This window comes from Corynebacterium sp. 11A, assembly GCF_008930935.1.
Taxonomy (GTDB): domain Bacteria; phylum Actinomycetota; class Actinomycetes; order Mycobacteriales; family Mycobacteriaceae; genus Corynebacterium; species Corynebacterium megadyptis.
Map to the genome: position 1 here is coordinate 118380 of NZ_PQMR01000002.1, position 22479 is coordinate 140858.

The following is a 22479-nucleotide window of genomic DNA, read 5'->3' on the forward strand; positions in this document are numbered from 1 at the left end:
GCCGCGATAGCACTAAACGACCTTGTCAATTCGGTTTTTCCAAACCATTTAAACAAGGTCTCGTGAAAATCTGGGGTCGACGGATTCCAGCGCAAAGAATCAGCTTATACCACAGCTGCACGCTTGTAAAGGCCGTGGGCGATGAGGCGAATGGGACAGCGGTGCTGAGACTGGCATTCACGCCGCAGGCGGCCTGTATGAGCATCGGAGTGGATCGTGGTGGCAGCGTGGAATTCTCACGCGCCGGTGCTGACCTCCTCACGGCCCGCCCGTTCCCGGCGCGCCCGGCGTCCGCCGATAAATACTCCGATGAGCGCTAGTAGCGCCAGAGCTTCACCGCATCCTAGCAGCACCCAGCCCGCGATTCGAATACCCTGTCCACCGCGCGTGTGCTCTGCGGCGGCGGCGAGTGCCTGCTGGTTCTCCTCGCTCATGCGGAACTCTCCCACCAGCACCAACTCGGGCTTTTCCCGCTTGGTGTCGGCATAGAAGTCGTTAATATTTTCCTCGATGTTGAGCACCAAGCCGCTATCGACGTCCACGAAGATCCGGCGATCGACCTCGTGGTAGAGATAGCCGGCCGAGCCATCCTGCAGCCGCGCGGTATTAAAGATCCCAGGGTAGGACTGCGCCACGTTCTGCGGCTCGATGTACTGGTGATAGACCTTCACCTCGCGGCCGGCGATCTCGGACTTTTCCACAAACTCGAGCGGAAAAGAGCGGCGCAGGGTGGAGTCATAGAATTCCAGGCCGTGATTGGCGGGAGTGGGCTCGAACTTGAGCCACTGGCCGCCGATATCAAAGCTGCGGGTGGGACTGGCCATTTGATCCGCCACGGTGGCAGGGGAGCTCGCGAGCCCCATGAGCCGGTTCATGCGATAGCTGGTGATATCGGCGGTGATCAGGCGGTCCTGGTCCGCTTGGCGGGACTCGCGCATGAGCGTCGAGCCTGCTTTGACGGTAACGGTCTCCGCATCGGCGGGATCCACGAACTCAAAATGCACCTGCTTGGTCACCGGCGCATCCAGCACCCGCCCCTCGGGCGAGCTGAGCAACCGTGACTGCGCCGTGTCATCGCGAAGCGTCCACGTCACCGGGCCCGTGTCGAGGGCGATGCGGGAATCGGTGTGCAGTGCGCGCGGCAAAAAGAGCCCCGCCGCGATGAGGGCGGCGGCCAACCCGAGAACAAGGGAGGCGGCGATGCGAGACTTTGGCAGCATGCCTAAAGAGTGTAGCCGCCGCCGCGAACGCTTTGGGACCGAGGCGCACGCGCAGCGCACCACCTCAGCTATCTCAGGCACGCGACCCCCTCCCTCCTACCCCAGAGGCGAGGAGAGCGCCGCAGCCATGCGCGCGGCGCCGGTGTCTGAACCAGGCGGTGTCCGAGCCATCTTGTAGGCTTGCCCTAGTATCTGAGCGCCGCTGCCCCGAGGCGCTCGTTTTCCTCCCACTGTTGCCACTGACCTCGTTGTATGGAAGGACGTTTTCTGCGCCGTGTCTGATCCCCATCCTCAGCACCAGCCTCAGCACCCTGAGGAGCAGGCGCGCGCTGATCACGCCGCCCAGCAGCCCAGCAGCGCCGCCGAACTCGGCGCGACCGAGCCCGGCGCTGCGGATGACGAGAGCTCAACCCCACCCACCCCGGCGTTTATTGCGTCGCCGACCACGCGCGATAAGTGGCTCTTTGTGTATCTCTTCGTGGATATGCTGCTGAGCCTGGCGATGATCCCGCTTCGGGTGTGGCTGTTGAATAATCCGCTCCCTTATGCGTTGCTCGTGGGCGGCTATACCTCCGCGATTATCGGCGGCGCCCAGTCCACCGTCGGTGGCACCGCCGCGTGGGTGATCGTGGTGTGCGCTCTGGTGGGCGGGCTGCGCTCCATCCCCCTGTGGTGGATGATTGGCCGCTGGTGGGGCCGCGAATACCTCGCCATGGTGGTGGATCAGTCGCCACGGATGCGCACCTGGTTGGACCGTCTGGGGCGGCTGAGCCCTCCCCTGCTGCTGGGCGCGATCTTTATCTCCTATATCCCCTTCATGCCGATTCGCCTCATCGCGAATCTTTTGGCCACCATCCGCGGGGTGTCCTTCCGTATGATTCTGGCGGTCAACGCCGCCGGCGTGCTGGTGCGCAACAGCATCTTTGCCTATATCGGTATCCGCTATGGCGAGCAGGTGATCGGGGTGGTGGATCAGATCAATCGCTACGCCCTGTGGATCACGCTCGCTTTGGTGGTCTTTGCTGTGATCTCGGCTCGCCGCTCCAAGCGCCGCCCCATCTAGCTGTCGGTAGGCTGGCGCCATGGATACCTTGAGATCGCATTCTGGACTACAGCTGCCCGTGCAGGGCTTCGGCACCTATAAGCTCAAAGGCGCGGCGGGAGTGGAGTCCATTCGCTCCGCTATCTCCGCGGGGTACCGGCTCGTGGACAGCGCCTATAACTACGAGAATGAGGGCACCGTGGGCAGGGCGGTGCGTACCGCGCTACGGGCGGATGGCAGCGCCACCCGTTCGGAGCTGCTCATTACCTCAAAGCTGCCGGGGCGCTATCACAACGACGCCGTTACCTGCGTGGAGGAGTCCCTCTACCGCTTGGGGCGGAACTTTATTGATCTGTATTTGATCCACTGGCCCAATCCCTCGCAGGGGCTGTTTATCGATGCCTACCGCGGTCTCATGGCCGCTCGGGATAAGGGACTCATTCGCCACATCGGCGTGTGCAATTTCCTGCCGGAGCACCTAGAGCAGGTAGAAGCCGCCACCGGCGAGCTTCCCGCAGTGAACCAGATCGAATTGCACCCCTACTTCCCCCAGGTCGAGGCCCGCGCCTATCACCGCGAGCGCGGCATCATCACCCAGTCTTGGAGCCCGCTCAACCGCGGCGAGGTGCTCGGGGAACCGGTGCTGGCAGAGATCGCCCGCGCCCATGACGCGACCCCAGCGCAGATCGTTCTCGCCTGGCATCGCGCCATCGACGCACTCGCCATTCCGAAGGCCAGCTCCCTCCAACGGCAGCAGGAGAACCTGGCCGCGCTAGAGATCACCTTGGATGCGGCCGAGGTAGAGTCCATCACGGCGCTGGGCCGAGCAGATGGGCGTCGTAAAGCCCAAGACCCCGCGGTCTATGAGGAGTTTTAGGCTGCTCCCCGCACTGCTCTCAACACCGGCCACCCCGAATACTAGGACGGCCGGTGTTGCGGTATCTGGGGCGCGCACCGCGCACCGCGCCATACCCCCTTCTTGGTGAAAACTACCTACGGTTCCGTCAGAACTCTTTTATGTGTTTCTTATCTCACTTAGGATTCGCAGATATAGAGTTCATCTTATTTTCATCGACCTAGAAAGCTTGGCCTCATGTCCTCTGCCTCTCGCCGCCGTGCTGCCGCGGTCACATTTCTATCCGCCACTGCCCTGCTGCTGCCCCAGCACGCCGTCGCCGCCCCGCTGCTTCCTCCGGCCCCAGAAGTGAGCTCCTCCACCGCGGACTGGCCGGATCTGCCGCAGGACATCGCGCCTCCCTTCGTGCCGCAGCCGCTGCGCGATGCCGGCCTCACCGGACTGCGGCTCACGGCCCCCTATGACGAGGCCCCCGGCGCGATCCGCAGCACCTATGGCCAGCGCGGCCCCCACGAGGTGTCCGCCACCACGATGGCACGTCAGTGCACCGACGCTTTCTACGTGTTCTATAACTCGATACTGCGCTACCAGAACGGAGCGAACTCGCAGGCGCCCTGCTATGGCACCTGGCCCTCCGGACCGGAATCCCCCATCGGCTCCCAGCTGGTCTACCCGGCAGACATCGCCGAGTCTGATCCCGCACCGTTGATCGTGCTCTCCCCCGGCATCGGCGCCGAGCCGGGCATGGTTTCTCGCCAAGCCGAGCTCTACGCCAGCCACGGCTATGTGGTGGCCATCGGATACACCTGGGTCAACTGGTTCGGCTACCAAGTGGAGCTGGCCGCCACCGCCGCGATCGACGCCGCCACCAGCCCGGGCCCGCTGCAGGGCAAGATTGACACCTCCCGCACCGTGCTCGTCGGCCACTCCGCCGGCGGCGGCTCTGTGATGCGCGTGGCCGAAAGCCTCGGACCGGCGATGCACGCCGCAGGCGATGAGAACTTCACCGTCCGTGGCGTGACCGCAGTCAACCCCGGCCCTGCGGATTTCGGTCTAGCCTCCGAGCCCACCACCAAGCCCGCGCTGGTGCTCTTCGCCGAGCACGAGACCCTGGTGGCCCACCCGCTCTCCGAGCTGCTCTACACCAACGCCCGCGGCCCCAAGTGGCGCGCCACCGTGAACAATGCCTTCCACGGCACCTTCGTGGATGCCCCAGAACACAACGTGTACGGCGGTCTGGTGCTCTCCTTCAGCGAGTATGTGCTGAGCAACTCCGAGCGCACCCAGGCCATCTACACCGGCGAGGGCTTGGCGTCTGACTCCGAGCTGCACGATGTGCAGCGGGAGAATATCGGCTAGCCCTGCACCCCGGCCACCCCTGCGCCCACCATCCGCGCCGCCTGCAACCAAGGAGTTCTCCCCATGACCTCAGCACTGCGCCGCCGCCTGCTCACCCTCTGCGCCACGCTCGCGCTCGTGCCCACCGCCACCGCCCAGGCCGTGAGCGACAGCCCGCAGCCGGTTCTTCCCGACTCCCCTGGCGCCCGCGCCTGTGTGCCGCATCTGGGTAATCCGGCCCAGGGCTATGGGCAGTTCCCCTTGGGGCTGGTGCCGCCGGATTTCGGCGATGTGGGCTATGAGGACTTGCCGGTGGTCGATCCCGCGGGACTTCCCGAGGAGGTGGTGCTGCGCGATAATACCCAGGGCTTTAATGACAAGGTGGAGGTGGCGCTGCGCCACGGCGAGCTTGCCGTGCGCCATGTGGGAGATCCGGTCTGGCGGCAGCTGCCCACTCCCGAATGCCTGCGCGGGGAGATCGTGGGCATCTCGCTCAACGAAGATGCGCTGGTCGCCCTCGATGACGCGGGCTGGATGTACACCCTGTCTAATCTCTTATCCAGCCCCAGCCGCTGGGGCTGGATCCGGGCCTGGGGTGGGCCGGTCTGGCTAGGTAAGGGGCATCGCTCTCCCACCACGGAGCCTGGCCGCTGGGCGCTGAGCGTGATCGGCACACACACCGACCGCTGGTATGACACCCCCGATGGCAAGCAGCAGCCGATTTCTTTGGCGAAGGTCACCCAGGTGGTGGCGCTGAGCGAGGATGGCTCGCGGATCTACACCCTCGATCCGTGGCTGGCCCGCGACTACTCCTATGAGGTGGGCACCCCACTGAACTCGCGTTTCCGCGTGCACAGCATCAGTGCTGGCGGCTCGGTCATCTTTGTCACCAATAAGTACGGCGATATGTACACTCGCCTTTCGGATTTTGATATCAACGGCTCCGATCCGGCCCAGTTCCGCTACACGTGGGGCGAGGATGCTCGCCCCGCCGCGCCCGATGCGCTGCGCCACCGGCTGGATCCTCGCACCGCCCCGATTGGGCTGCCAGCCGAGGACTGGGCCCAGCAGCCGCATATTCCCGGCGAGATCACCGACCGCATCTCTATCCACTCCACCGCCTCTGGTTCGGCGCAGCGGGAATTGCGGGTCGAGGGCCGCCACGCAGGCCGCACCGGCTACTGGCATAAGCAGCTGCGCGCCAGCGAGTGGGAGTTCACCCCCACCGACGCGCCCTTGCAGGGCACGCTGCTGGAGAACTCCTCCTATGATCGCTCCCACGAGACTCTCGCCCCTGCCTCGCCCTTCTCCTATGCGGGATCACTCAGCGACGCCGCCCGCCTGGAGGTAGATGAGTTTGCTTATGCCTCGCCCTCCCGCGAGGTGGACCTGCAGATCAACGGGCGCCGCTATCCCCTCGTGCTGCACACTATCGATGGCCGTCTCGGCTCGGCGCTGAGTATGCGCACCTTGCCCATCGAGGGTGAGTTTGGGCCACGCCCGGCGGGGCTGGTGCAGGCTGTGCCGCGCAACTATATGGCCGCCTTTGAGGTGCCCGAGGCCACCCGCAGCGCCGCGGCCAGCGATCCCGCCCTGACGCGCTTCCTGCGGGACTATCTGGGCGATGAGCAGTTCCATCAGGTGTATCTGAAGGTCACCCCGAACACCATGGAGATCATCAACTCCCCGGTGCAGAATCTGGCGGCCCCGCTCATCAGCGACACCGCCACGCTGCACGCCGTAGAGCGCTAGCCGCACGCCCTCGGGCACAGCAAAAACCTCCCCAGCACCTACAGTGCGGGGAGGTTTTTAGGCATGTACCTTCTCACGCTGCCACGCGCGGCGGCAGCGGAGAAAAGGAAATGACCTTACTTGAGGGAGACCTTAGCGCCGGCATCCTCGAGCTTGGTCTTGGCAGCCTCAGCGTCGTCCTTGTTAGCGCCCTCGATGATAGCCTTCGGAGCGGACTCAACGAGCTCCTTGGCTTCCTTCAGACCCAGGCCGGAGACGATCTCGCGGACAGCCTTAATAACGCCGATCTTCTTGGAGCCAGCGTCCTCGAGAACGACGTCGAACTCGTCCTTCTCCTCAGCAGCAGCGGCACCCTCAGCGCCCGGAGCAGCAGCAACAGCGGCAACCGGAGCAGCGGCGGTGACGTCGAAGACCTCTTCGAATTCCTTAACGAACTCGGAGAGCTCGATGAGGGTCATTTCCTTGAAAGCTTCAATGAGCTCGTCCTTGGTGAGCTTAGCCATGATGGCAATCCTTTCGGTAGTGTTCCTCCCCAGCGGTGGCGCTAGTGCGCGGCCGCCGAGGTGAATCTAGGTGTAATGAGTGTGTACTTTCGCGGTATGTCGCCGCCGGGATGGCGTCGACAAGCTGCAAAAGTTCAGGGTTAGTCTTCCTTCTTCTCCTGCAGCGCGACAGCGAGTCGAGCCACCTGAGAAGCGGGAGCGTTGAACAGGCCAGCGGCCTTTGCCAAGCTGCCCTTCATGGCGCCGGCCAGCTTCGCGAGGGTGACCTCGCGGTTGTCCAGGTCAGCGATAGCGGAGACCTGCTCAGCATTGAGCGCGTCACCGTCCATGAAGCCACCCTTGATGACGAAAGCCTTGTTGTCTTCGCCGAACTTCTTCATCGCCTTGGCAGCGTCAACTGCCTCGCCCTTAACGAAGGCGACTGCGGTGGGTCCGGTGAAAACATCGTCGAGGCCCTCGACGCCGGCATCCTTGAGAGCCAGCTTCATCAGGGTGTTCTTGGCGACGGAGTACTGGACATCTTCGCCGAGCGAACGACGCAGTTCAGTCATCTGAGCCACGGACAGGCCGCGGTACTCACTGACGAAAATGGAGTCTGCGTTCTCAAAGCGAGCCTTGAGCTCCGCAAGATCCGATGCGTTCTTCGGGTTAGCCATTACTTCGCCTCCTTCCTCAATATGTCTTGTGTCGTTTCCGCCGAGGCTTCCCACAGATGCAGAAAGCCCCGTGCAAGAGCACAGGGCATATCCCTTTCACTACTGAAAGGCATGATTCCAAGTGTCTCCTGCGTGGGCCGGCTGAAGCACTTCAGCACCTTCGACCCGCCCAAGCTGGGCGGATGACCGACGGTCTTCGGTGAAACTTGTCGCGACCCGCCGATGAGGCGAGCCGCTCAAACTTCGACTGCTTAACCTATCCCCTTGTCGCTGCAGAAGTCAAATATGCTCAGCGTTCCTTCGCTTATCGACGCTTGCAGCCCCACACCCCACCGGCCCTCGCACACCCGTGCGCCCAGCAGTGCCCGCCGTCTACCCCGGGGCCTACACTCACAGATGTCCACCCGCTACCAACTGCCTTCAGGAGATCTGCCATGCCCGCCACCCCGGCCCATAGGCCCTATGCGGATGTGGAATTCGCTGTGGTCGATCTAGAGACCACCGGGCTGGGCGTTCGTGACAGGGTGGTGGAAATCGGGGTGGTCATCAGCGATGCGCGAGGGACGATCCTGCGGGAATGGGAAAGCCTCGTGCAGCCGGGCTGCGCCATTCCCACCACGGCGATCCATGGTATTAGCGCCGCCGATGTACGCAATGCCCCGCGCTTCGCCGAGGTGGCCGCCGAGCTGGCCGAGCTGCTCGATCAGCGCGTCCTCGTCGCTCATAATGCACCCTTTGATCTGCGCTTTTTGCGCCGCGAGTTTGCGGCGGTGGAGGTGGAATTCGCGCCGCTTCGCTGCCACTACCTCGATACCTGCGTGCTCGGACGCGCGGCTTATCCCAGTTCCCCTTCTCGCAGCCTGCGCACCCTCTTAGAGATGGCCGGCATTGACAATGCCGCCGCACACACCGCGCTCGCTGATGCGCGCGCCACCGCCGAACTGCTCGCCGCCTGCATGCAACGGCTAGAGCTAGCGCCACCCACCGAGGTCTTCGCCTTTCACCATGCGCTCAACCCCGCGCTCCGCGCGATGGCCGCGCCCCGCTATCCCCGCCGCCACCGGCGCACCTCAGCGACATAAGTGCGGAGTACCGCCGCTGAGCAGCCACCCGGACAAAGTGTGACTCAGAATACTTTTACTTCGCTAGAGTGAAACTATGAGCCCCCAGCACACTCCCGCAGCACAGCCCTCCCGTGGCGCGGATAACACCGCCCCCTGGGACGCGGATGTGATCCTCTATGACGGCAGCGTGGCCACCGTCCGCGCAGTACGCGACAGCGACCGCCCGCTGCTGGTGGAGTTTTATACGCGCGTCTCCGATGCCTCGAAATACTTGCGGTTCTTTAGCGCCCACCCCACCCTCAGCGAGAGCGATTTGGACTCTTGGGTGCAGGTGGATCACCGCGATACGGTCACGCTGGTGCTCACCATGCGCGAGCAGATTATCGCCACCGCCCACTACGGGGTGGTGGACAAGCTCCTACCGCAGCGCGTGGCCGATGTGTCCTTCTTGGTCCAGGACGATGCCCAAGGCAAAGGCGCGGCCAATATTTTGCTCGAACATCTGGCACAGGCGGGCCGCGATAATAAGGTCGAGCGCTTCTTCGCGGAGATGCTCACCCAGAACCGTGCGATGGTGCACGTCTTTCGCCGCGCCGGCTATGAGGTTCGTCCTGAACTGGAGGACGGTTTTATCACCGTCGATTTTCACATCGATCCCACCGACCGCTCCCGCGAGGTGATGCTGCAACGCGAGCAGAAATCCGAGGCCGCCGCGATTTCGCGACTGCTGCGCCCGCGCTCCGTAGCGGTGGTGGGCGATAGCGACAGAATGCAGGCCTTCATTAGCCGCATCTTCTCCTCACATTTCCGGGGGCAGGTGCATGTGAGCACGGGGCCGGGGCACGCGCCCGCACCGGCGGCGGAGGATTCGGCACCGGCGGCCCCCGCAGCCCCCGATCTGCTCGCCGCCATTCCTGGCCCCATCGACTTGGTGGTGGCCCACTATGAGCAAGAGAGCTTTGACGCACTCTTGGCCACCGCCGCGGCGAAAGAGGCGACGGGCATCGTGGTGTTGGCGCGAGGCGAGAATCCCTCCTTGAGTAGCGAGGACGCCCACCACGTGCTGAGTGCGGCCCGCGCCCGCGGCATACGCGCCCTCGGCCCGGCTTCGCTCGGCCTGATCAATACTGACCCCGAGGTGAGCCTCAACGCCACCCCGGCACCCCTCCCGCAGCGTGGGCCGGTGGGACTGTTCACCCAGTCTGCCGGGGTGGCCACCCTAGCTCTCGCCCGCGCGGTGGAGCTCAACATCGGTATTAGTTCTTTTCTCGCCTCCGGCGCTTTCGCGGATGTCACCGGCAATGACGTGATCCAGTATTGGAGCGCAGATGAGGCCACCTCCATCGCGCTGCTGAGCCTCGACGCCATCGGCAACCCGCGCAAGTTCTTCCGGTTGCTCCGCCGCCTCGCCGTGGATAAGCATGTGGTGGTGTTTAGCCCCTCCCGCGCGTTGCGCTCGGCACTGCCCAGTGCCGAGGTTCACGATGCCGAGAGGCACAGCCTAGAGGTGCACGCCCCTGCCGCCGCCTTCGATGAAGTCATCCGCCGCACTGGGGCGATGGTGGTCTCCCGGCGCGACACCATGTTCGATATCGCGCGCATCCTCTCCTCCCAACCGGCGCCGCGCGGTCGCCAGGTAAAGGTGATCTCCAACTCGGCGGGCTTGAGCGAGCAGATGGCCCAGGCCGCGAGCCGTTTCGGGCTGGTGGCCGAGGCGGTCACCGTCCGCGGGGAACCAGTGGCGGGACTGGTCGCCGCCACCGCGGAGGCCCTACGTGGCGGCTGCGATGCGGTGCTGTGTGCCGCGGTAGAGATCAGCGAGCCGATCATCGCCCCCGTGCTGCCGCAGCTGCACGCCCTCGCCGCCGATGCCGCTATTCCGCTCCTTGCCGCCGTGGTGGGCTTCGATGAGCGTCTTGCCTACCTCTCTGCGGACACTGGGTGCTCTGGGGTGCCGCTCTTTCGGAACTATGCCGATGCCCTCGAGGCGCTCGGGGTGATCGTGGATACCGCCGAGATCAAGGCGAAGCAGCGTTATGAGCAGCCGGATAGCGCCGGGTTCGACCGCGGACGTGCCACCGCCGTGATCGAGCGCGCGCTCGCGGCCGCGCCGGAGGGCGGGGCACTCAGCGATGAGGACTGTGCGGAGCTGTTGTCCTGCTATGGCATTGAGCTGGTGCACTGGGAGCCGGCCCGCACAGTGGATGAGGCCCACTCCGCCGCTGAGGGCTTCGGCTGGAATGTGGTGCTGAAAGCCACCGCCGCCCAGGTGCGCGGCCGCCCGGAGCTACACACCATTCACCGCGCGATCAACGATCTTGCCTCCTTGCGCCGCGCCTGGGATGCGCTCGGCCAGCTGGGCGTGGAGCTGGGGCTGGCCGCCACCGCCGAGGAGGCCGTCCAGGTCCTGCACCCGGTGGTGCAGCCGACGGTGTCCACCGGCACTGCGGTGAATGTGCGCGGTATCGAAAACCCCGTGCTGGGCCCGATGATCTCGCTGGGGCTGACCTCGGCCGCGGCGGTGTTGAATGAGGATCGTCGCTGGTGCACCCCTCCCCTGAGCGAGACGGAGGCCCGCGCCATGATCACCCACCTTGCCACTGCCCCACTGCTCACCGGCTATCGCGGCACAGAGGCCACCGACATCAGCGCGCTGCAGCGCATTATTGTGCAGCTCGCCCAGTTGAAGGACGATCTGGCTAGCGTCGCGGAGATCGAACTCACGCCAGTGATCGCCAGCCCCCACGGCGCCCAGGTGGTGGGGGCCCGCGCCGTGGTGCAGCCACAGTCCCGCTCCCGCGATCCCCTGATTCGAGCGATGTGATGCGCCATGTCCCGACCTGTGTTGCTGCACTCGGAAACGCTATTCAACTATAGCTTTGGGCGCCAGCACCCCATGGGCCCAGACCGGGTACGGCTGGCCGTGGAGCTGGCGGACTATCTTGGCGTGCTGCCGCTCTGTGATACCGCCGTTCCGCTGCCCCAGCACCGCGAACAGGCGCGCCGGATCCACGACCCCGACTATCTGGCGGCTCTCGGCCAGCTCACTCCCAATCCCAGCTATGGCTGGGGCACCGAGGACAATCCCCTCGCCGCCGGGATCCACGAGGTGGCGCTCGATATCGTGGCCGCATCCACCACCGCCGCGCAGCTGGTGTGGGAGGGCCACTGCACGCGGGCGGTCAATATTGCCGGCGGGCTCCACCACGCGCAGCGACGGGGAATTTCTGGTTTTTGCATGCTTAACGACGCCGCCGCGGCCATTGAGTGGCTGCTGCGCCATGGCGCCCAGCGGGTGGCCTATGTGGACGTCGATGCCCACCACGGCGATGGGGTGGAGCAGATGTTTTGGGATGATCCACGGGTGCTCACGATCTCAGTCCACGAATCGGGGCTGTATCTTTTCCCCGGCACCGGATTCGCCGGGGATATCGGTGGACCTCAGGCCCTAGGCACCGCGGTCAATGTGGCCGTGGAAAAAGACATCACGGATCGGGAATGGCTGCGCGCAGTACACGGCATCATCCCGCCGCTGCTTCAGCGCTTCGCCCCAGAGATCATCATTTCCCAGCATGGTGCCGACCCGCATCGCGCCGACCCGCTGACTCACATGGGGCTGTCGGTCAACGCCATGGAGATGACCGCGCGCTCGGTGCGGCGGTGGGCGGATCGCTATGCCCAGGGCCGCTGGGTGGCCTTGGGCGGTGGCGGCTATCACCGGGACTCGCTGGCTCGCAGCTGGGCGGCGCTCGTGGCCGTAGTCGCTGGGGTGGAGCTCGACATGGCCACGCCCATGCCCGCCGGATGGGAGAGCAGGGTGCATCGCCACGGGGTGGTGCCTACCTCGACCACGCTGGGCGATTCGTGGGCCGATCTGGCGGGGGTGGAGCCCACCGAAGTCATCGGCGGGCAGCGCTGCCAGGCCATGGTGGCGACCTCCAAGGCGGTATTTCCCTATTGGGGTATCGCCGCCTATCCGAGTTAAGTAGGCCCACACCTAGTATCGGTGACGGCCCCAACATGGGGCAAAGCTGAGAGAACTATGCCCCCATGGCACCCCAGGAAGCGCGGTGCATTTATCACCCTCACAGAAATATGGGCCAGTTATCGATAACTAGACGCCTAGAAGTGCGCTAGACCATAGTCCGCGCGGGCGGGGATCGCCACAATCGGCGGCGTTGCGATAGCGCGCTAGATATTGTCCGCTGCCGCCATTCTCAGGTAGTCCAGATGTGCCTCCACCGCCTGCACCGCCCGCCGCACATCACGGGTGATGACCGCATCCGCGATGTCGATATGGCGTGCCGGCGCGGTCGCCGTCGAGGCATAGTGCGGCGCATGCATATGCAACCCATTCACCCAGCACTGATCGCGCAGCCGCCCCAGCAATTCCACCCAACGCTGATTTCCCGTCAGCGATACCAGGTAGAGGTGAAAGTGATGATCCGCTTCGAGATAGTCGAACATGCCTCCAGCACTCGCCCCCGCCGACAGTTCATCGACATGGGCCGCATACTCCTCTACGTTCGCGACCTGCTCTGATGTGAGCCGCGCTGCCGCCACCGTGCGCACGGCCTCTACCTCCAAAAGCCGACGTAGCTGGTAGATCTCCCACACATCCGTACTGCCGAGCCGCACCACGCGGAAACCACGATTACGCACCAGCTCCAGCAAGCCACGCTCCGCCAAGCTCATCATGGCCTCTCGCACCGGCGAGTTGGACACCTGCAGCTCCTTAGCCATGGCATTCGCCGAATAGATCTGCCCCACCTCCATATCTCCTTGCAACAGCAAGAGCCGAATATGTGTCTCCACCCACGCCTTATAGGTGCCCCACGACTGCTCCTCCTCGCCACCAAGGCCCTCCACTGCGGACATACACGCCTCCTCTATCGCCTCATATCTGACGTATGAGGACCCATAACTTGTGCCTTTCGGTTATATATAACATAAACTGAGCTCCACGTCTCAGGGCCGTGTGCCTATGCAGTGAGGCACAAACTAGGCAAAGAAGACTGCACCACGGCGTCGCTCCGGCGCCGTGCGTGCTCATGTGAAAGGAGATTCATGGTGATGGATTACGTCACCTTGTCGCAAGCGAAATCAGTCGACAGCGTCATTCAGTCCGTGTTCGGACCAATCGTGGACATCATGGAGAAGGTCGTGTTCTTCTCCATCCCCGTGGGCGGCGCCCAGCTCCCGCTCGTGGTCGTATGGCTACTCCTCGCGGGGCTATTCTGCACATTCTTCCTCCGCGTCCGCCCCATCCGGGATGCGGCGCAAACCATGCACGTTATTCGCGGCCGGCTGGCCAAGAAATCTGATCCGGGCGAGGTGACGAGCTTCCAAGCCTTTGCTACCGAGCTCGCCGGAACGGTGGGACTCGGTAATATCGCCGGTGTGGCCGTGGCCATTGGTGCCGGCGGCCCCGGTGCTTCCTTCTGGATCGTGCTCGCCGGTGTGATCGGCATGGCCGTCAAGATGGCCGAGGCCACCCTCTCCCAGATGTTCCGTCGCGTGAATAGCGATGGCACCATCTCTGGTGGCCCCATGTATTACCTCAGCGATGGCCTCGCCTCCGTGGGTAAGGCCAAGCTGGGCAAGGTGTTGGGCATGACCTACGCCATCGGCTTCGCCATTGCCGCCTTCGGTGCCGGCAATATCTTCCAGGCAAACCAGGTGGCCCTGCACGTTATCGAAATTACCGGTGGTTCGGAGAGCTTCTTCAGCGGCAATGCGTGGCTGATTGGCGTCATCCTCGCCATCCCCGCTGCCGTGGTCATCATCGGTGGCATCCAGTCCATCTCCAATTGGACCTCCCGCATGGTTCCGCTGATGGCCGTGCTCTACGTGGTGGGTGTTCTCACCGTGCTCGCAGTGAACTTTGGCCAGCTGGGAAGCGCCTTTTCCCTCATCATCTCCGGCGCCTTCACCCCTGAGGGTGTGACCGGCGGTGTGATCGGCGTGATGGTGATCGGTATCCAGCGAGCTCTGTTCTCGAACGTTGCCGGTGTCGGCACTGCCGGCTTCGCGCACTCCGCCACCAAGAACCAGAACGCCACCGAGGAGGGCCTGACCGCCGCATGGGAACCCTTCGTCGACTCCGTTGTGGTCTGTACTCTCACCTCCCTGGCGATCATCACCACTGGTGTGTACCAGAACCCCAGCGATGAGGGCGTGATGATGGCCACCGGTGCCTTTGCCACCGTGAACCAGGGCTTTACCTATGTGCTCTCGCTGTGCATTGTGATTTTCGCTTTCTCCACTCTGCTGTCTTATGCCTACTACGGCCAGAAGGCCGCCGGCTATGTGTTTAATAACAGCAAGAAGGCCGAGATGGCCTATAAGATCGGCTATCTCATCATGATCGTGGTGGGCGCAGCTGTGTCGCTGGACACCGTCGTCCGCTTCTCCGACGCCGCCTTCTTCTTCGTGGCCATCCCCAATATTCTCGGTATCTACCTGCTGGCCGGGCCGCTACGCCGCGAGATCGCCGGTTACCGCAAGGCCACCGCCGCCGGCAAGATGGAACCCGCTCCCGAGCAGGAGCAGGTGAAGATGCTGAACACCGATTAGTTCCAGCATCCGCGCAGGTCCGCGCCCTCGCTTGAGCTCGGACACCCCGAGCCGCGAGCGCATCTTCGAATCACGCGCCTGTCTCTCCGGCCACAGGAGGGTGGGGCTGCGGAGCGGACTATGCGCCCTACACGGGGAGAATCTCGTGATTCTCTCGGACGCCACCGCTGGTCTGGGGCGCTGTTTCTTAGCGCCCAGTACTCCAGGCACAAGGGGTGGCGATTGTCTTTTCTCGCCGTTTCTTTCCCCACATTCCTGTCCGCGCGGTTACGTATATTCCCTTCCGGCGGCGCCAGGCCTAGGCATGAGTTATTGACTACTGCGGTGGCATCCTTAAAGAGCCGTCGAGGCGAATTGTTTCTCCATTGAGGTAGTCGTTCTCCACGATGCTCTCCACGAGAGCGGCATATTCTCTCGGGTGTGCCATGCGCCCCAGTAGGGGGACGCGCGCTTCGAGTTCTTCGCGCACACTATCTGGCATCGCGGCCATCATTGGGGTAGCCACCACGCCTGGCGCGATGGCGTTCACCCTGATACCGCTGCGGGCAAGGTCGCGGGCGGCGGTGAGGGTAAGGGCATGGACGCCGCCTTTGGAGGCCGCATAGGCTGCCTGGCCCACCTGCCCCTCGAATGCCGCCACCGAGGCGGTCATGAGGATGACGCCGCGAATGCCGTCCTCGTTCACTGGTTCCTGCTGAGCCATCGCGGCCGCGGCCGCTGCCACCACCGAGAAGGTGCCGCAGAGGTTAATGTTGATCACCTTCGCGAAGAGTTCGGGATCGTGGGCGCCTGCCCGGCCGACGATGCGCATCGAGGGCGCGATCCCAGCACAGGTCACCACCACTCGGATCTCGCCGAGGCGGGCGGCGGCGTCCACCGCAGCACTCACCTGCTCGGGGTCGCTGACATCCACCGGAATGTAGTGCGCCCCTTCGAGCGGCTGTTCACAGGCATCGATAGCATCGGGGAGATCACAAGCCGCGATAATCATGCCTCGCTGCTGCAGGTGGTGGGCGGTCGCCGCCCCCAGCCCGGAGGCTGCTCCGGTGATGATGGCGACGGTTCCTGATTCAATCTGCATGGCTGCTCCTTAAGTCTGTATGGGGCTTATTAGACGAAGGCGGATATGCCCGTGACGGCGCGACCAACAATGAGCGAGTTGATCTCATAGGTGCCCTCGTAGGTGTAGAGAATCTCGGCATCGTTGAGCAGTTTGGATACCTCATAGTCGGTGAGGATGCCGTTGCCGCCACCGATAGCACGGGCAAGCTGCGCCGATTCCCGGGCGAGGCGGGTGCCGGTGGCTTTGACCAGCGCGGCGTGGGCCATATCGAAGGCGCCCTCTTCTTGCAGCCGCGCGATGGAGGCCATCATGGACACGGTGGCAGTGGCATTGCCGAGGATTCGTGTGAGCTGTTCTTGCACCAGCTGGAAGGCGGCGATGGGGGTGCCAAACTGCTCCCGCGTCAGCGCGATGTGGCGGGCGCGATCAAACATGGCGAGCTGAATTCCGGCGGCCTGCCAGCCCACCCAAGCGCGGGAGTTGCGCAGCATCTCATTGGTGGCAGCGAAGGATGCCGCCCCAGGGATGAGCGCGGAGTCCGGCACCTCCACCTGGTCGAAGACGAGGTCCGCGTTCTGCATGATGCGCAGGCCCATCTTGCGCGAGATTTTGCTTCGCGTGATACCGGGCGCGTCCAACTCCACGATGAAGCCCTTGACCTGCCTATCGGCAACATCGCGGGCGAAGAGGATGGCAAAGTCGGCGAAGGTGCCGCCACCGATCCAGCGCTTGGCGCCATTGAGTACCCAGCCGGATGCGGTGCGTTCGGCACTTAAAGCAAGGCCCCCTGCCACGTCGGAACCATGCTCCGGTTCGGTGAGGGCGAAACAGCCGAGGGAGTCGAAGCGCCGCAGCCCCGGCAGCCACGCGTTCTTCTGCTCGTCGGAGCCGAGCTGGCTGATGAGATCCACGACCAGCTCATTATGAATACCGACCAGCGCGGAGAGGGACACATCGGCGCGGGTAACCTCGGCATAGGCGAGCCCCTTGAACAGTCGCGAGGTGCCGGAACACTCGAGCTCGCCTAATCCATGCTCGGCGAGCAGGGGCAGTAGATCGAAGGGGAACTCTTCGCGGTCCCAGTACTCGCCCACCACGGGGCGAACCTGTGTTTGCAGAACATCGTGAAGGGCGGTGAGGCGGGTGCGCTCCTGCTCGTCCAGCATGTGTGCCACGGCGAGGATATCGGCCTCGGGGATGTGCGCTTTCGCGAGCAGGGCGGGATCAGTAGGGAGTCCGGCGTGCGAGTGGGACATGGGGTGCTCCTAAGATGAAACAAGGACAAAGCCACAACAGCATGTGTGTGTCCTAGACCACAAAGTACGGTTTACTCAGGAATTGTACAGTTGCTGCGTGGAATGTACAGCCCTTTGCCGATATCTTGCGCTAGAAAGCCCCCTCACTTCATGACCAGTAGCACCCCCGTCACCGCCCCGCTGACCCCACGCCAGCAGGAGCTTTTTGCCACCTTGCGCAAGGATTTTCTCGCCCACGGTTTCGCTGATTTCACCATCGATCAAGCGGTGCGCACCCTGCGTTGCTCGAAGTCCACCATCTATGCGGTGGGCCGAACGCGCGATGAGATCATCCGCCGAGTTCTGGTGAGTTTCTTTCGGGACGTGGCCCAGCACACGACTGCGGCGATCATGGATGCGGGTAGCCGTCGACAAGCACTAGAACGCTATTTCAATGCCATGTCCGAGGCCCTGCAGCCCGCGTCTCAAGAATTCATGCACGATATGTGCACGCTGCCGGTGGCCACCGAGGTCTACGTGACCAATACCCGCGCGGCCACCGCCCAAATCCAGCGCATCATCACCGACGGCATGCAGGCAGGGGAGTTTCGCAAGGTCCCCGCCTCCTTTTTAGCGGCGCTTATCGACACCACCATGACCCACATCCAAGCGGGGGAATATGCCCACACCCTGCCCATTCAAGACACCTACCAGGTCTTGGGCGGGATCATCCTGCACGGTATCGACGCGAGCTGAGTCAGCCTAGGGCAACACCCGCAGCGCCTTGCCTAGGCGCAGCGCCGCCGTCATGATCCGCGCATAGGCGCGACGGGAGAGCCGCTGCGGGCCGCGAATGGACAGAAAGCGCTGCTCGGTGATGTTTTGGGCGGCCGTGTATTTCATCATGCCCTCGCGGCCATGCCGGTGCGCCAGCCCAGAATCCTTCCTGCCACCCATGGGGTTATCGATCGCCGCCCACGCGGCCGTGTAGCCATCGTTGATCGCCACCGACCCTGAAGTCAGCTGCGGCGCCAGCTCCCAGGCGGTAGCGGGAGCGGCACACACGCTGGCATTGAGCCCATAGCGCGTGTCATTGGCCGCGGCGATCGCCTCCTGCATATCCTCCACCGGCTGGAGATACACCACCGGCCCAAAGACTTCTTCGGTGTGTAGCCGCGCCTGCTCCGGCACATCGCAGAGCACGGTGGCCTCATAGAAATAGGGCCCCAGATCGGGGCGCGCCCGGCCGCCGGTGAGCACCTGTGCCCCGTGGGCGCAGGCGTCCTCCACAAAGGAGTGCACGGTCTCCAGCTGGGTGGCCGAGGCCAGCGAGCCCATATCCGCATCCCATGCGAAACCGTGCACGTGGGAGAGCTGCTGAACCCGCTGCACAAAGGCATCACGGAAGGCCGCATACACTGGCTTTTCCACATAGATGCGCTCGATCGACACGCACAGCTGGCCAGAATTGCTGAAACAGCCATCGATGGCGCAGCGCACCGCGGCGTCGAGGTCAGCATCGGCACACACGATCATCGGGTTTTTCCCACCTAGCTCCGCCGAGTAGCCGATCAGGCGGCGCCCCGCCGTCTCCCCTAAGAGTGCGCCGGTGGCGCTCGAGCCGGTAAACATCAAATAATCGCACTGCTGCGCCACCGCGCCACCAACCACCGCGCCGGAGCCGGTCACGATCTGCGCGAGATCGCGGGGCAGACCAGCGTCGAAAAGCAGCTGGTAAGCGATCAATGCAGTAAACGGGGTGGCACTATCCGGTTTGAGCACCACGGCATTACCGGCCAAGAGGGCAGGAATTGCATCGCAGATACTCAAGGAGAGCGGATAGTTCCACGGACTGATCTGCCCCACTACCCCATGGGGATGGTGATACTCCCGCGAGCGCGAGAGCACAGGCATGGCGCCACGACGCCGCCGCGGGGCAAGGAATTTCTCCGCGTGGCGGGCGTAATAGCGCGCATTGGTGGCCACGTCCATGACCTCATCGAAGGCCGAGGCGCGGTTCTTTCCCGTCTCCAGCTGCACGATATCGCAGAGCAGGTCGCGGTGGCGGAGAACGGCGTCATGAAAGCGCTCAAAAATAACGCGGCGCTGCGCTGGGGAGACCGTGCGCCAGGCGGCCTGGGCGGCGCGCGCCCGAGCGAAGGCCTCCAGCACATCCTCCTCGGTGCCGGCATAGACCCACGCAATCGTCTGGCCAGTGAAAGGGGCCTCCACCGGGATACGCTCCCGCTCGCCGGCACCCTCCCGCGCGGGCACGGTGAGGCAACGGAGGGACGCGGCGAGATCGGTGGGCAGAGGGCCAAGGGCGAGACGATGCGGCATCATGCCTCGGAGAGTACCAACTCCACTGCCCTGCCGACTCCCTTCCCAGCAGCCCACGCACGCATCAGTACATTTTTTAGCGAAACCGTATCATTTTGCGGCATCTTCGTTTAGGCTTGAGACTCACATCACATCGGCTCATGCATATTGACCCGCGCTACACCCGCCCAGCGAAGGAGTACCCATGGCTCAGGCGACCATCCCCAACGACAACACCCGCGCTTTTCTCGCGGCCCGCGACTTCCTCGTGGCACATCAGCAGGACTACGACGCAGCGCGCGCCGGTTTCCACTGGCCCCGCTTCGAGACCTTCAACTTTGCCAGCGACTGGTTCGACTATCTCGCCACCCACCCCGACTCCGCGACGCGAGAAGCACTCGTGATCACCGAGGTTGATGGCTCCGATACCCGCCGCACCTATGCTGAGCTGGCGCAGCGCAGCACCCAGCTCGCCGCGTGGTTTCAACAGATCGGCATGCGCCGCGGCGACCGCGTGATGCTCATGCTCAATAACCAAGTGGAGCTGTGGGAGACGATGCTCGCCTGCATTCGCGGCGGCTTCGTGCTCAACCCGGCCACCGCGATGCTCGGGGCGGCGGATCTGCAGGACCGCAGCGACCGCGCCGAGGTGTCCTGGGTGGTAGCTAACCCCGAGGATGCCGAGAAGTTCAACGACGTACACGGCGAGTTCACCGTGATCCAAACCGGTCCCGGCGGCAGCGATGAACCACCGGCGCAACATTCCCACCCCACCGTGCAGTATTCCGAGTCCTTCCATGCGCCGACGGAGTTCGAGCTCAGCGAAGCCACCGGCGCGGACGATACCCTGCTGCTCTACTTCACCTCCGGCACTACCTCCAAGGCGAAGCTGGTGGAGCATACCCACACCTCCTATCCGGTGGGCCATTTGAGCACCATGTACTGGATTGGACTCGAACCGGGGGATGTGCACCTCAATGTGGCAGCCCCCGGCTGGGCGAAGCATGCGTGGTCGAACTTCTTCGGCCCCTTCATCGCCGGGGCCACCATTTTCCTCTATAACTATGCGCGCTTCGACGCCGCCGCGCTGATGCAGAAGATGGACGAGGAGAAGGTGACCAGCTTCTGCGCCCCACCGACCGTGTGGCGCATGCTGGCCCAGGCCGATCTGGATCTCCTCGCTACCCCGCCACGGAAGGTGGTGGCCGCCGGCGAGCCGCTCAACCCAGAGTTGATCAGCCATGTGGAAAAGAAGTGGGGCGTGACCATCCGCGATGGATTCGGCCAAACCGAGTCCTCGCTGCAGATCGCCAACTCCCCCGGTAATCCCGTGAAGGCTGGCTCTATGGGCCGGCCCATGCCCGGCTTCGAGATCGTATTAAAGGACCCCGCCACCGATGAGCAGGGCGATCATGGAGAAATCTGTATCTCCCTCGACCCCCGCCCCGTCGGGCTCACCCCGGGCTATTATGGCGATCCCGCGAAAAATTCCGAGACCTTCCGCGAGGGCTTCTACCACACTGGCGATATCGCCGAGCGCGACTTGGACGGCTATATCACCTATATTGGCCGCGCTGATGATGTGTTCAAAGCCTCGGACTATCGCCTCTCCCCCTTCGAACTCGAATCCGCAGTGATCGAACACCCAGCCGTGGCCGAGGTGGCAGTGGTGCCCTCCCCCGACCCGATTCGTCTCGCGGTACCCAAGGCCTATGTGATTCTCGCGGCCGGCTATGAACCCACCGCCGAGACAGCCGAGAGCATTCTGCGGCATTGCCGCGCCGCACTCGCCCCCTATAAGCGGATTCGCCGCCTCGAGTTCCACGATCTTCCCAAGACCGTTTCTGGCAAGATCCGGCGCGTGGATCTACGGCGCCGAGAAATGGACATCCACCAGGCCGATGCCGGGGCCTCCACGGTGGCCACAGAGTGGGCCGATAGCGACTTCCCCTCCCTCAAGGGCTAAAAGCGGCCCCGCCGCTTAGTTACCTGGACGCACGCACCAAGCGCCCACCCGAATGCTCGGGGTGGGCGCGTGCTGTGCCATCGCGGCGGGTTTTAGCGGTGAGTGAACTCGGCGTCGCGCTTGTTTACAAAGGCGTCCATGCCTTCCTTTTGATCTTGGGAGGCGAACGCCGAGTGGAAGACGCGGCGCTCGAAGAGTACGCCTTGCTGCAGGGTGGTTTCGAAGGCGGCATTGACCGCCTCTTTGGCCATCGTGGCGGCAACGAGAGACTTCGCGGCGATCTCCTCGGCCACTGCGAGCGTTTCCTCCAGCAAAGACTCCGTGGGCACCACGCGGGAGACCAAGCCGGCGCGCTCAGCTTCCTCCGCATCCATCATCCGCCCGGTCAAGCACATGTCCATCGCCTTGGACTTGCCCACCGCGCGGGTGAGCCGCTGGGAACCGCCCATGCCGGGCAGCACGCCCAGCTTGATCTCCGGCTGCCCGAAGCGGGCGGACTCGGCGGCGATGATGAAGTCGCACATCATGGCCAGCTCACAGCCGCCGCCAAGGGCATAGCCGCTCACCGCGGCGATCACGGGGGTACGCACGGCGGTAAGCCCGTCCCACTCGGCAAACCAGTTGCTGCGGTACATGTCGGTGGCGGATTGCTCGGCCATCTCCTTGATGTCCGCCCCCGCCGCAAAGGCCTTCTCTGATCCGGTGATCACGATGCAGCCGATGGCATCATCCGCGTCATAGGCTTGGGCCGCGGCAACGACCTCGCGCATGGTGGCATCGTTGAGGGCGTTGAGCGCCTTGGGGCGATTGAGGGTAATCAGGCCAACACGGCCTCGGGTCTCGCACACAATAGTCTCGGTCATGGCTCTCCTTCGAGTTCAGAGTGATA

The 22479-nt window shown here is 63.8% G+C and carries 18 protein-coding genes; 10 read left to right on the forward strand and 8 right to left on the reverse strand.

Annotation, left to right across the window (positions count from 1 at the left end; all coding sequences use genetic code 11):
* Positions 1-236: 236 nt before the first annotated feature.
* Complete coding sequence (locus GBB18_RS03100; protein ID WP_151640719.1) at positions 237-1220, reverse strand: DUF3068 domain-containing protein; 984 nt, start codon at positions 1218-1220, stop codon at positions 237-239.
* 274 nt (positions 1221-1494) lie between these two features.
* On the opposite strand from GBB18_RS03100, the gene GBB18_RS03105 reads away from it, so the two are divergent.
* The 4 genes from GBB18_RS03105 (at position 1495) to GBB18_RS03120 (ending at position 6208) form a co-directional block, all read left to right on the forward strand.
* Positions 1495-2283 carry a DedA family protein gene (locus GBB18_RS03105; protein WP_151640720.1) on the forward strand — a complete coding sequence of 263 codons (789 nt, stop codon included), beginning with the start codon at positions 1495-1497 and terminating at the stop codon, positions 2281-2283.
* A gap of 19 nt (positions 2284-2302) precedes the next feature.
* The gene (locus GBB18_RS03110) at positions 2303-3139 is read left to right on the forward strand and encodes an aldo/keto reductase (RefSeq protein WP_151640721.1); all 837 of its coding nucleotides are present in this window, start codon (positions 2303-2305) and stop codon (positions 3137-3139) included.
* A gap of 216 nt (positions 3140-3355) precedes the next feature.
* Positions 3356-4477 carry an alpha/beta hydrolase gene (locus GBB18_RS03115; protein WP_151640722.1) on the forward strand — a complete coding sequence of 374 codons (1122 nt, stop codon included), beginning with the start codon at positions 3356-3358 and terminating at the stop codon, positions 4475-4477.
* Between the two features lie 63 nt (positions 4478-4540).
* Positions 4541-6208: a hypothetical protein gene (locus GBB18_RS03120; RefSeq protein ID WP_151640723.1), complete on the forward strand. Its 1668-nt coding sequence runs from the start codon at positions 4541-4543 to the stop codon at positions 6206-6208.
* A 116-nt stretch (positions 6209-6324) separates the two neighbouring features.
* Here GBB18_RS03120 and rplL read toward each other — a convergent pair whose 3' ends face one another.
* Together rplL and rplJ are read right to left on the reverse strand one after the other, a co-directional pair.
* A complete protein-coding gene (gene rplL, locus GBB18_RS03125) occupies positions 6325-6711 on the reverse strand; it encodes a 50S ribosomal protein L7/L12 (RefSeq protein WP_151528983.1) in 387 nt (128 codons plus the stop codon).
* A 140-nt stretch (positions 6712-6851) separates the two neighbouring features.
* Complete coding sequence (gene rplJ / locus GBB18_RS03130; RefSeq protein WP_151528984.1) at positions 6852-7367, reverse strand: 50S ribosomal protein L10; 516 nt, start codon at positions 7365-7367, stop codon at positions 6852-6854.
* Positions 7368-7801: 434 nt separating this feature from the next.
* On the opposite strand from rplJ, the gene GBB18_RS03135 reads away from it, so the two are divergent.
* From GBB18_RS03135 to GBB18_RS03145, 3 genes are all read left to right on the forward strand, one after another.
* Entirely contained in the window at positions 7802-8449 is a 648-nt protein-coding gene (locus GBB18_RS03135; RefSeq protein ID WP_151640724.1) for a PolC-type DNA polymerase III, read from the forward strand.
* Positions 8450-8525: 76 nt separating this feature from the next.
* Positions 8526-11255 carry a GNAT family N-acetyltransferase gene (locus tag GBB18_RS03140; RefSeq protein ID WP_151640725.1) on the forward strand — a complete coding sequence of 910 codons (2730 nt, stop codon included), beginning with the start codon at positions 8526-8528 and terminating at the stop codon, positions 11253-11255.
* 6 nt (positions 11256-11261) lie between these two features.
* Positions 11262-12416, forward strand: coding sequence for an acetoin utilization protein AcuC (locus tag GBB18_RS03145; protein WP_151640726.1), 1155 nt, complete (start codon positions 11262-11264; stop codon positions 12414-12416).
* A 206-nt stretch (positions 12417-12622) separates the two neighbouring features.
* Here the strand turns inward: GBB18_RS03145 and GBB18_RS03150 are convergent, their stop codons facing one another.
* A complete protein-coding gene (locus GBB18_RS03150) occupies positions 12623-13309 on the reverse strand; it encodes a GntR family transcriptional regulator (protein ID WP_151640727.1) in 687 nt (228 codons plus the stop codon).
* A 189-nt stretch (positions 13310-13498) separates the two neighbouring features.
* Here GBB18_RS03150 and GBB18_RS03155 point away from each other — a divergent pair, with 189 nt between their 5' ends.
* Positions 13499-15007: a sodium:alanine symporter family protein gene (locus GBB18_RS03155; protein ID WP_151549446.1), complete on the forward strand. Its 1509-nt coding sequence runs from the start codon at positions 13499-13501 to the stop codon at positions 15005-15007.
* A gap of 316 nt (positions 15008-15323) precedes the next feature.
* Here GBB18_RS03155 and GBB18_RS03160 read toward each other — a convergent pair whose 3' ends face one another.
* Positions 15324-16088 (reverse strand): SDR family oxidoreductase, encoded by a 765-nt coding sequence (locus GBB18_RS03160; RefSeq protein WP_151640728.1) that lies wholly within the window; start codon positions 16086-16088, stop codon positions 15324-15326.
* A 29-nt stretch (positions 16089-16117) separates the two neighbouring features.
* Positions 16118-17326, reverse strand: coding sequence for an acyl-CoA dehydrogenase family protein (locus GBB18_RS03165; protein ID WP_151640729.1), 1209 nt, complete (start codon positions 17324-17326; stop codon positions 16118-16120).
* Positions 17327-17476: 150 nt separating this feature from the next.
* Here GBB18_RS03165 and GBB18_RS03170 point away from each other — a divergent pair, with 150 nt between their 5' ends.
* Positions 17477-18061 (forward strand): TetR/AcrR family transcriptional regulator, encoded by a 585-nt coding sequence (locus GBB18_RS03170; protein ID WP_151640730.1) that lies wholly within the window; start codon positions 17477-17479, stop codon positions 18059-18061.
* 6 nt (positions 18062-18067) lie between these two features.
* Here GBB18_RS03170 and GBB18_RS03175 read toward each other — a convergent pair whose 3' ends face one another.
* Positions 18068-19648 (reverse strand): succinic semialdehyde dehydrogenase, encoded by a 1581-nt coding sequence (locus tag GBB18_RS03175; protein ID WP_151640731.1) that lies wholly within the window; start codon positions 19646-19648, stop codon positions 18068-18070.
* A gap of 181 nt (positions 19649-19829) precedes the next feature.
* Between GBB18_RS03175 and GBB18_RS03180 the strand changes: the two genes are divergently transcribed.
* A complete protein-coding gene (locus GBB18_RS03180) occupies positions 19830-21590 on the forward strand; it encodes an AMP-binding protein (protein ID WP_151640732.1) in 1761 nt (586 codons plus the stop codon).
* Positions 21591-21682: 92 nt separating this feature from the next.
* On the opposite strand, the gene GBB18_RS03185 is transcribed toward GBB18_RS03180, so the two are convergent.
* On the reverse strand, positions 21683-22453 hold the full coding sequence (locus GBB18_RS03185; protein ID WP_151640733.1) for an enoyl-CoA hydratase: 771 nt from the start codon (positions 22451-22453) through the stop codon (positions 21683-21685).
* Positions 22454-22479 lie beyond the last annotated feature (26 nt).